11 protein-coding genes are annotated in these 10446 nt (G+C 36.7%); 4 read left to right on the top strand and 7 right to left on the bottom strand.

Annotation, left to right across the window (positions count from 1 at the left end; translation table 11 throughout):
* Positions 1–95: 95 nt before the first annotated feature.
* The 6 genes from Q1K34_RS13445 to Q1K34_RS13420 form a co-directional block, all read right to left on the bottom strand.
* Positions 96–635 (bottom strand): mechanosensitive ion channel domain-containing protein, encoded by a 540-nt coding sequence (locus tag Q1K34_RS13445; protein ID WP_300439891.1) that lies wholly within the window; start codon positions 633–635, stop codon positions 96–98.
* On the bottom strand, positions 635–1519 hold the full coding sequence (locus tag Q1K34_RS13440; RefSeq protein ID WP_300439888.1) for a septum formation inhibitor Maf: 885 nt from the start codon (positions 1517–1519) through the stop codon (positions 635–637). Before Q1K34_RS13440 ends, Q1K34_RS13445 begins: the two co-directional genes overlap by 1 nt.
* A 213-nt stretch (positions 1520–1732) precedes the next feature.
* Entirely contained in the window at positions 1733–2344 is a 612-nt protein-coding gene (locus Q1K34_RS13435) for a Maf-like protein (RefSeq protein WP_300439886.1), read from the bottom strand.
* A gap of 4 nt (positions 2345–2348) precedes the next feature.
* Positions 2349–3263, bottom strand: coding sequence for a geranylgeranylglycerol-phosphate geranylgeranyltransferase (locus Q1K34_RS13430; RefSeq protein WP_300439884.1), 915 nt, complete (start codon positions 3261–3263; stop codon positions 2349–2351).
* Between the two features lie 4 nt (positions 3264–3267).
* Positions 3268–3783: an HAD-IIIA family hydrolase gene (locus Q1K34_RS13425; RefSeq protein ID WP_300439881.1), complete on the bottom strand. Its 516-nt coding sequence runs from the start codon at positions 3781–3783 to the stop codon at positions 3268–3270.
* On the bottom strand, positions 3767–4528 hold the full coding sequence (locus Q1K34_RS13420; protein ID WP_300439879.1) for a DUF2520 domain-containing protein: 762 nt from the start codon (positions 4526–4528) through the stop codon (positions 3767–3769). The genes Q1K34_RS13425 and Q1K34_RS13420 overlap by 17 nt, the downstream gene beginning before the upstream one ends.
* A gap of 128 nt (positions 4529–4656) precedes the next feature.
* Here Q1K34_RS13420 and ccsA point away from each other — a divergent pair, with 128 nt between their 5' ends.
* Positions 4657–7857, top strand: a complete 3201-nt coding sequence (gene ccsA / locus Q1K34_RS13415) for a cytochrome c biogenesis protein CcsA (RefSeq protein WP_300439876.1) — start codon at positions 4657–4659, stop codon at positions 7855–7857.
* Between the two features lie 63 nt (positions 7858–7920).
* Here ccsA and fumC read toward each other — a convergent pair whose 3' ends face one another.
* Positions 7921–9312 (bottom strand): class II fumarate hydratase, encoded by a 1392-nt coding sequence (gene fumC / locus Q1K34_RS13410; protein ID WP_300439873.1) that lies wholly within the window; start codon positions 9310–9312, stop codon positions 7921–7923.
* A gap of 286 nt (positions 9313–9598) precedes the next feature.
* Between fumC and Q1K34_RS13405 the strand changes: the two genes are divergently transcribed.
* From Q1K34_RS13405 to Q1K34_RS13395, 3 genes are all read left to right on the top strand, one after another.
* A complete protein-coding gene (locus Q1K34_RS13405; RefSeq protein ID WP_300439870.1) occupies positions 9599–9829 on the top strand; it encodes a hypothetical protein in 231 nt (76 codons plus the stop codon).
* 4 nt (positions 9830–9833) lie between these two features.
* Positions 9834–10112 carry a hypothetical protein gene (locus Q1K34_RS13400; RefSeq protein ID WP_300439867.1) on the top strand — a complete coding sequence of 93 codons (279 nt, stop codon included), beginning with the start codon at positions 9834–9836 and terminating at the stop codon, positions 10110–10112.
* 124 nt (positions 10113–10236) lie between these two features.
* Positions 10237–10413, top strand: a complete 177-nt coding sequence (locus tag Q1K34_RS13395) for a hypothetical protein (RefSeq protein ID WP_026934940.1) — start codon at positions 10237–10239, stop codon at positions 10411–10413.
* Positions 10414–10446 lie beyond the last annotated feature (33 nt).

Genomic DNA, 10446 nt, shown 5'->3' with positions numbered 1-10446 from the left:
ATAGAAAAATTAAAATCAACTTGGCCAGTTGCATTTATCACTTGAACATGGCAACTTTCACTTCCTCTGTAAGAATATTTCAGCTTCTTTTGTTATTAAAGAGCCTCTTTACCATCATCCTGTCTTTTCTCCCTTTCAATTAATGACACTGCTTTCTGAAGAATAAGATTATTAGGATAGGTGATAAGTTCGCCTTCTGAAGTCCTTAGGTGTAAGTGAAAAGCTTTAATATCTTCAATTTCTGCTTCTATCGGCAGGTCCTTATCATGAATTTTAATAGTGTTCCCAATTTTATACGGGAATGAAAAGAACATGATAATTCCTGAAGTGATATTACTAAGTATAGACCAGATAGCAAAAAGCGCTACCCCAATCACCGCAAAGGTAGAAGAAAAGATTAGAGCTAATTCAGATAATCCAACTCCCCAGGCAAACGACAACAAGAATATGGCAATCAGGATGATAAGAATATTGATGTATTTAAACATTAACCTGGTGCGGGTAATATTTATTTCACTCCTTTTGCCAACCTTGTTCGCGGCCTTCTTTAATACGAATTGTATGACCATTAAAAGAATAAGTATTCCCAGTGAGTATACTAACTCGTAACGGTATGTAGTAAGAATCTCGTACATTAATTTAATTCCAGTTTTTCTCGCAAAGGTAGATTTTTATTCGAATTCCTATTCCAATAATCGGTCTTTATACGCTCTTTTTTGATGGCTGTTGTCGTTAATATTTCAGCTTTATCGCCAAAACCAGAAGGATAGGATTCCTCCCATTTTTCAATAGTATAAGGGAATGTCCTGCTGTAGTATATTTTTAACTCTCGTTTTAACTCGGGGTAAGTTAATTGATAAACGTTTAATTGATCTATTGTATAAAACTCTCCAATTGCCAAATATGCTCTAATCTCCTGGTGGCTTAACCTCAAATATTCAAAAGACGGAAGTATTTTAAATTCCCCCGTCGGAAGTTGATCGGGTTTTATTCTAAGCATATTCCATATTTCATTTTCCAAATGAATTTTATCCAGTTCAATTTGTTCATCTGCTTCGCCTGCAAAATAAGAATGACTTATTATCTGAAAATCATCTTTATTATTGAGTTGCATATATACATGCCCACACCATTCCTGTATAGATGCTGAAACTTTTAAAGCATGCTTTTCTCCGTTCAAAGGATAAAACGTGCTTTGCATAATACTGTAAGGGTAAATACCAGTATTAAAATTTTTAGTGGCGTTTAATTTAAGCACTGAGATATTTTCTTCCTTCCTGCTTCCTGCTTTTACCTGTTCTTGTGGAAGAAAATCTTCGGTTACATAAATAAGCACCGCTTCACCTTGCCTTATTTCTCCATACCGGGCTTGTTCTAATTTGTAGGAAGTTATTTCAGCTTCTCCAGAATACCAGTAATCTTTGAACGCTGTAGAAAGTATTAGTTCATGTTTTTCTTCGGAAGATTTTGCACATGAAATTAAAAGAAAGGGTAGAATGAAAACTAAGCACCGAAACATAATTTTTATTTAAAGTTACAAATTTAGGATTGTATAAGTTTTTCAATCTTACAAATTCCCCCACGGCTCTGCCTCGCGGTTTCCGCTTCACCTCTCCCAGGGGAGAGGTGGGAGCTGCTTTTTCGCAGTTCCGGGTGAGGGGAAATAAAAAAATCAGTTTTTGGCCGGGGAGGGCCAAATGATAGTGGTAACTATCGGTACGGCGAAATACCCCTATATCTTGCCTTGGGGATAGTCAGTTTCAAGAATTTTTTTTATTGTTTTATAGACTTCATGGGTGGGAAGTCCTACCACATTAAAATAGCTGCCTTCTATCTTTTCGATGCCTATGAGGCCAATCCATTCCTGGATAGCATATCCACCGGCTTTATCAAAAGGTTTATAATTAGAGACATAATATTCAATCTCCTTATCGCTTAATGCTGAAAAAGTGACTTTGGTAGTATGGTTTAGAATCTTTTGTTCATTTGTTGTGGTAAAGCAAACAGAGGTGATCACCTCATGATCCTTTCCAGACAGTGATTTTATCATTTCCACAGCTTGCTTATGATCTTTTGGTTTTCCCAGGGCTTTCCCATCATTATAAACGATAGTGTCACTGGTAATCAAGATTTGATTCTTCTTAAGATCTTTTTTAAATGCTTCCGCTTTAAGCGCTGAAAGAAAATCGGTAATTTCTTCTTTTTTTAAATGTTCAGGAAAAATTTCATCTATCGGTCGAACATCTATAGTTACAGGAATTTTGAGATCTTTAAAGATTTTTTGCCTTCTCGGTGAACCTGAAGCCAGTATAATTTCATGATCTTTCAGTAATTCTTTCAGCATAATTTTAGAGTAAAATAAATTGTAATAAGCCTATGGATATCAGGCCAAAGAAAAGAACCAGTTTCAGAACAAGGCTCAATCTGGTGTATTCAGATTTCTTTTCAGCAGTCCAGATATTAATCAAAAAGAATAGGAGAGGAGCAACCAGAAGGAAAAGTGCGTAGATCACTGCAGGTATATTTTCGAATAGATACTGGTAGATATAATAGATCAAAAATCCTAATGGAATAAGCGCTAATCCAAAAAGGATCTTATTGGTGCGTTTTTTACCTAAAGCTATAGGAAGTGTTTTGTAGCCCGCATTGTAATCTCCACCGATATCTTCCTGATCCTTTACTATTTCCCGAAGCAGGTTTATAAAAAAAGCGAAAATGGAATAATCGATTAAAATTGAAAATATAACCGACTGTGTTTGCTGATTTTGAGGTGTGATGGCCGGTAACAGATCATACAGTCCTACCCCAACAGGGATTAATCCCACAATTATGCTTACCACGATGTTACCCACTAAAATAGTTTGCTGAAGCTGCGAATTATAAATATAAAGAATGGCAGAACCTAAGATAAAAAATGCCGAAAATCCCGGTCTTCCTATCATATTGGATAAATAAAATCCCAGGCCAACTCCAATAACATTAAGGGCAAAGAAAATTCGGTAGGCGATTTTCTCTGAAATATGTGTATTAATAAGGGTACGTTGAGGTTTATTTTCAATATCTGCAGGAATATCAAAGATATCGTTGATCACATATCCCGAAGCTGCCACACTCATTACAGCTAAAACCAGCAGCGAAAAACCAAAAAGGTTTAGTGTAATAGCAACTCCAAAAGCTTCAAAAAGCCCATATTTAATAAGAAACATGGTGAGCGCTATAAACAGGAGATTGCCTGCCCTTATAAGTTTAAGATAATTCCACATTAATTTAGGAGTTTTTGTCCATCCATTTTCCCTGGACTTTCATAACCTGTTCTATAACATCCCGAACACAACCTTCCCCTCCGTTTTTATGAGAGATATAAAGAGAGATTTCCTTTACTTCTGGCACTGCATCCTGGGGACAGCAGGGAAGTCCTACAAGTTTCATAGGATAATAATCTGGAATATCATCTCCCATATATAGGACCTCTTCCGGTTTAATGTTGTAAATATCAAAAAATTCATCAATTTGTTCCACCTTATCATCGATTCCAAGGTAAATATCAGTAATTCCAAGGCCTCTAAGTCGTTGTCTCACACCTTCATTTTTTCCGCCACTAATGATACATACCGTATAACCTGCTTTTTGTGCCATTTTCATGGCATAGCCGTCTTTGGTATTCATTGTTCTTAAAAGTTCACCATCGGTAGAAATTTGTATAGAGCTGTCGGTAAGCACACCGTCAACATCAAATACAAAGGTGTTAATCTGGTTTAAATGTTCTTTATAGCTTTTTTCCATGAAATTTCTGAATAGATTCGGTTAATATTGTATAGATTTTTTTTCGGTCACCATCTAACATTTCAAGATGTGCCGAAATTGTTTTTTGGTCGTTTCTCAGCGCAGGACCGGTTTGAGCAGCATACGGATCTAAACTCTCTAATTTCACCACGGTTTCTTTAATCAAAGGCCTTAAAATATCGAATGGCAGGTCTTCTTTTTTACAGAAATCTGCTGCGAGAGTAAAAAGATGGTTACTGAAATTATTTACGAAAACTGCAGAGACATGTAATGCCTTTCTTTGTTCTGAATCTACTTTAAAAACCCTGTTGCTAACTGCGGAAGCAATCACTTTAAGGAACTCTAAATTTTCTTCTGAATTTGCTTCCAGGCAAACAGGTATTTCTGAAAAGTCTACCTGTTTATTTTTCGAAAAAGTTTGAAGCGGATAGAAGACGCCATGATTCTCAAATTTTGATAGAATTTGCATTGCCTGGCTGCCTGATGTATGAACTATCATTCCTTTTTTAGGATAGAGTTTCTCCGCCAATTCTTCTATAGCTTCATCGTTTATTGCGATTATATATAAATCTGCTTCTTTAAGATCTTCTAAAACCGAGACTTTTTGTTCTTCGTCTTTGACAAAGTGTAGCTTCTCGAAATTTCGGTTAAAAACCTGAATTACATCAAGTTGTTTAGCTTTTTTAAAGCTTTGGTATAAGTGCGTTGCAACGTTCCCCGCGCCAATAATTACCACTTTCTTCATGTGGCTAAAATACCAAAATTTTCAAGCAGGTAAAATTAACACTTGTACACTTCAGAATGAATTGCGATAAGCCCTAAAAAATGATAATAAATCGTTAAATTTGCAGCCGTTAAAATGACACTTTTTCCATGCAGAAAAAAATAGCCTCTATCCTTTTTTCTACCCGAATAATGGCCGTCTTATTTATTCTTTTTGCAATTGCTATGGCCATGGGTACATTTATAGAAACCTGGTACAGTATTGAAACCGCAAGAATTCTAATTTATAATGCCTGGTGGTTTGAAGGCATTATGCTATTTCTTCTTATCAACTTTATAGGGAATATCGAAAGATATAATCTTCATAAAAGGGAAAAGTGGAGTAGTTTGTTGCTTCATTTGTCTTTTATCTTAATTCTTATAGGTGCATTTATTACCCGTTATATCAGTTATGAGGGCATCATGCCAATAAGGGAAGGAGAAACCACTAATAAATACCTTTCTTACAATCCCCATCTTACTTTCTTTATCGATGGTGAAATAGACGGGCAGCCAAGGCGTCGGGTTTTACAGGAGGACGTGTTGTTTGGACCCGAAGTGGAAAACGATTATGTGCTAAATACCGATTTTAACGGTCAGCCGGTAAAATTTGAAGTTACAAATTTTATACATGGCGCTGAAGAAGCGCTGGTTCCTACAGAAGATGGGGAGAATTATTTAAAAATAGTGGAAGCGGGAGATGGGCAACGCCACGATCATTATCTTCAGGAAGGACAGGTAAGCAATATCCATAATGTACTTTTCACGCTGAATAGTCCGCAGGATGGAGCTGTAAATATCCAGGTTTCAGAAGATGGGAAATATCTTATCCACTCTCCTTTTGAAGGAACTTATATGAGGATGGCAGATCAAGAGCAGGGGGAACTGGTAAAAGATTCTACCCAAACACTTATGCTTAGATCCTTATACAATATTGGGAATATGCAATTTGTTATTCCTGAACCGGTGGTTAAAGGTGAGTATGATGTGGTTCCTACCAATCCGAAAACAAAACAGGATCTTGATGCGGTGACTTTAAAGGTTTCTACGGAAGGTGATTCTGAAACCGTCACTTTGTTAGGGGGACAGGGCACTGTAAGTGATCCAACACAATTAAATCTTGGCGGTCTGGACATTTTTGTGAATTATGGCTCCATTGAAAAAGAGTTACCGTTTGCCATTAAACTGAATGATTTTATTGCAGAAAAATATCCCGGTACGGCCGATAGGGAAACGCCCGGATACGCTTCGTTTAAAAGTAAGGTTGAGGTAATTAGAGATGGTGAGAACCCCATGCCCTATGAAATTTATATGAATCATGTTTTGGATGAACAAGGATACCGGTTCTTTCAATCCAGTTTTGACCCTGACGAAAAAGGTACTGTTCTTTCTGTTAATCATGATTTCTGGGGTACCTGGATTACCTATATTGGTTATTTTCTACTTTATTTAGGGCTTATGTTGATTTTGTTTGATAAAGGTTCTCGTTTCGGAAATCTTAAAGTAATGCTGGACAAAGTGAAGGCTAAGAAAAAGACCTTGTCCACCATTTTGGTTTTAATGTTTATGACTTCTGGAGTTTTTGCTCAGGAGGAGGAACATATGCATAGCGAATCTCAAAAATCTCAAATGGACAGCATTATTAAGTCCAATGCCGTGGCTAAAAAGCATGCAGCTAAATTTGGGAGATTGGTAATTCAGGATGCAGGTGGAAGAATGAAACCTGCTAATACCTATTCGTCAGAACTCTTAAGAAAACTTAGTAAAACCGATGAGTACGAAGGGCTAAGTTCAGATCAGGTATTGATTTCCATGACAGAGAATCCCATGGTCTGGTACAATGTCCCACTTATTTTTGTAGAAAAAAAGAATGATAGTCTCCATAACTTACTAGGAGTTGAGGAAGGAAGAAAATATCTCTCCCTAACCGATTTCTTCGCTAGAACAGGGGAGTATAAACTCTCAGAATATCTTGATGAAGCATATAGGGCTGCAGTCCCCAATAAGTTTCAGAAAGATTTTATAGAAACAGATAAAAAAGTGAATCTCCTTTATCAGGCCCTACAGGGAAAGATTTTAAAGATTTTTCCTGTTCCTGGCGATGAGAATAACAAATGGGTATCGTTTAAGGAAGTAGATGAGGTTAATTTAAAAGGAATGGATTCGGTTTATACAAAACAAATCCTACCGCTTTATATCAATGCCTTAAGAGATGCACGCGAAACAGGAGATTATTCAGAAGCTGAAAAATATCTTGAAAGTATCAAAAGTTACCAGGAGAGATTTGGCGGAGAAGTGATGCCTTCAGAAGAAAAAATTGATGCCGAAATCACCTATAATAAATACAATATTTTTAAAAATCTCTACTGGATGTATATGCTTTCGGGTATATTCATGCTAATATTTGTGATTTCAAGGATTTTTAAGGATAATAAATTTATACGTGGAATAATTTATCTCGGCGTAGGCATTATAATAATTCTCTTTGCACTTCATACTGTTGGCCTGGGAGCTAGATGGTATATTTCTGGTCACGCACCATGGAGCGATGCCTACGAATCTATGATCTACGTGGCCTGGGCAACCATGTTCTTTGGTCTTGCCTTCGGAAGAAAATCTAATTTAACCATAGCCTCTACGGCTTTTGTAGCTGCTATAATCCTATGGAGCGCACATCAGAACTGGACAGATCCAGCTATTGCTAATCTTGTGCCGGTATTGGACAGTTACTGGTTGATGATTCATGTATCTGTAATTGTGGGTAGTTATGGTCCCTTAACTTTAGGAATGATTTTGGGAATAGTATCTCTATTTCTAATGACGCTAACTACTGCTTCCAATAAGAAAAAGATACTACTAAATATTCGTGAAATAACGATTATCACTGAAATGGCCTTAACAGTTGGCCTGGTGATGTTGACTATTGGAAACTTCCTGGGTGGACAATGGGCTAATGAAAGTTGGGGTAGATACTGGGGATGGGACCCAAAAGAAACCTGGGCACTTATTAGTATTATGGTATATGCTTTTGTAATTCACATGAGATTAGTTCCGGGTTTACGAGGAAGATGGATCTTTAACTTCATGTCGGTAATCGCTTATGCATCGATAATGATGACATATTTTGGAGTGAATTTCTATTTGAGTGGTTTGCATTCATATGCCAGTGGAGATAAAGTGATCACCCCAACATTTATTTATTATACCCTTGCTGGGGTTGCTGTTCTTGGAGCTTTATCTTATTGGAAATATCAGAAGCATTATGCGAAGAAAGCCAGGAAAGAGATAAGGAATAATGCCGATACAATTTAGAAGAATATATTAAAAAAAGCCCCGAACGGGGCTTTTTTAATATAATAGAATTTGGAATATATTTTAATTTCCAACCATATCTTTTGGGTCTACCCATTCGTCAAACTGCTCTTCGGTGACATAACCAAGGTTTACAGCTTCTTCTTTTAGAGTAGTGCCATTTTCATGCGCAGTATTTGCAATTTCAGCTGCTTTATAATAGCCAATTTTCGTGTTTAAGGCCGTTACCAGCATCAGTGAATTATTAAGATGCTCCTGAATTCTTTTATTATTGGCTTCAATTCCTCTTGCACAGTGTTCTTCAAAAGATAGACAGGCATCTCCCAGTAATTGAGCGCTCTGCAGTAAAGCATTTGCCATTACGGGCTTGAATACATTTAGCTCAAATTGGCCTTGCATTCCTCCAACGCTTATGGTAGTATCATTTCCCATAACCTGGGCACAAACCATGGTTAATGCTTCACATTGCGTTGGATTTACTTTACCGGGCATGATGGATGATCCTGGTTCGTTTGCCGGAATATTGATTTCACCAATTCCACTTCGAGGTCCTGAGGCAAGCATTCTTATATCGTTTCCAATCTTGTTCAGGGAAACTGCCAGTTGCTTTAATGCTCCGTGTGTTTCTACAAAAGCATCATGGGCAGCCAGAGCTTCAAATTTATTACCTGCAGAAACGAGCGGCATATCCGTGAATTTAGCGATAAATTCTGCAACCCTTTTTGAATATCCTTTTGGAGTATTAAGACCGGTGCCTACCGCTGTTCCTCCTAGAGCAAGCTCAGCAAGGTGAGGCAAAGTATTTTCTAAGGCTCTAATTCCAAAATCAAGTTGGGCTACATACCCGCTAAATTCCTGACCTAAGGTTAGGGGAGTGGCATCCATAAAATGGGTACGGCCGATTTTTACAGTATTTTTAAATTCGTCTGATTTTTTCTTGAGAGTATCTCTCAGTTTACGAAGTCCGGGAAGGGTAACTTTAGTAATCTTTTTATAAGCTGCAATATGCATTCCGGTAGGGAAGGTATCATTCGAAGATTGGGATTTATTAACATCATCGTTAGGCTGAAGTGTTTTTTCACCTTCTCCAATCGTTTTTCCTGCAATTTGGTGTGCCCTGTTCGCAATAACCTCATTCACATTCATATTGCTTTGAGTACCACTTCCGGTTTGCCAGATCACCAGCGGAAACTGATCGTCGTGCTTACCTTCCAAAATTTCGTCACAAACTTTAGCGATAAGATCTCTTTTGTCTACCGGTAAGACACCAAGTTCGCAGTTAGTGTAAGCAGCCGCCTTTTTTAGATAGGCAAATCCATATATAATATCCAAGGGCATGGAAGAGGCCGCACCAATCTTAAAATTGTTTCTGGAACGTTCAGTTTGGGCTCCCCATAATTTATCTGAAGGAACTTTTACGTCCCCCATGGTATCTTTCTCTATTCTATAATCCATAAATGAAAAAAATTGGTTGTCGCGCAAAGTTAAGCTTTACGAGATTTCTTTAAACTAAAAAAACTTTAAAATTAGACAGGTATATTTTATAAAAGGAAATTGGAAAACCCTCAGAAATATGGTCTAAAAAACTATCTGAATTGTTTTAGAGAGAATGAAAAGGTTTGATTTAATATAATGTAAATATCACATTTTCAGTAAATTAAATAGAAAATAGGGGGTTATTCCCCTTTTGTAAAACTTATAATAGGGTTAATTTTAAGGAAGTTATAATTAAATATATCTCATGATGAAAAAGCACTATTTCTATTACTTTTTTTCATTAGTGCTGGCTATTTCAATTTTAAGTTGTAGCACTAATGATGATGATTCAGAAATATCAGATCAATATCTGATAGCGAATGTAAATGGATTGGAATTCAATTCAGACAATAAGGTAGCTTCCCTAAAATTTACCAGGGAAATTGGACCTGAGGGAATTTTGAATTTATGTAAGAGCAATTTCAACCGATGGTGATACTATGGAATTTTTAGTAGAAAACTTCCAGGGTCCCGGAAAGTATTTCTTTGGAGATAAGCTATATAATAATAGTTGGATCAGGTATGAAAAGGCTTTAAATTCGGAACAGTGGGTTATTGCTCCCCGGGCAGCATTAAATCTTACTTCAAATTTTATTGAAATAACAAAGAACGAAGATGATCTAATTGAAGGTAAAATTTCGTGTAAAGAGCTTAGCAATGGATTGGATGGAATTTTTGGTATTATAGATGGGGAATTTAAGCTTAAACGTGTTCCCTAAGTAGCTAAAACTAGTATCAGAAGATTTTCAGCATTAATTAAAAGTTAAAAAACTAAGAGTTTTTTTGTGATAAGCCGGGTAGACTTCATATCTTTGACGTGATTCAAATCAAACTTAGACTGTTATGTTCGAATTCGATCAATACCTTGGTTTCTTAGCTTTTCTGGCAATTTTAACGATGGGTTTCTGGCTTATGATCTTTTTAATGGCGTTTCTACCCTATTGGATAGGAGGGTCTGTTGGAGAGTTGATTAAAGAAAAACGCGAAGCTCGAAAAAAAGCTAAAGCGGAAAAAGCATAAAAAAAGGGACTATTTTTAGTCCCTTTTTTTATA

This window comes from Christiangramia sp. (assembly GCF_029937855.1).
In the GTDB taxonomy this organism is placed as follows: domain Bacteria; phylum Bacteroidota; class Bacteroidia; order Flavobacteriales; family Flavobacteriaceae; genus Christiangramia.
Note: the sequence above shows the minus strand (reverse complement) of the source record. Positions and strands in the feature narration are given on the sequence as shown.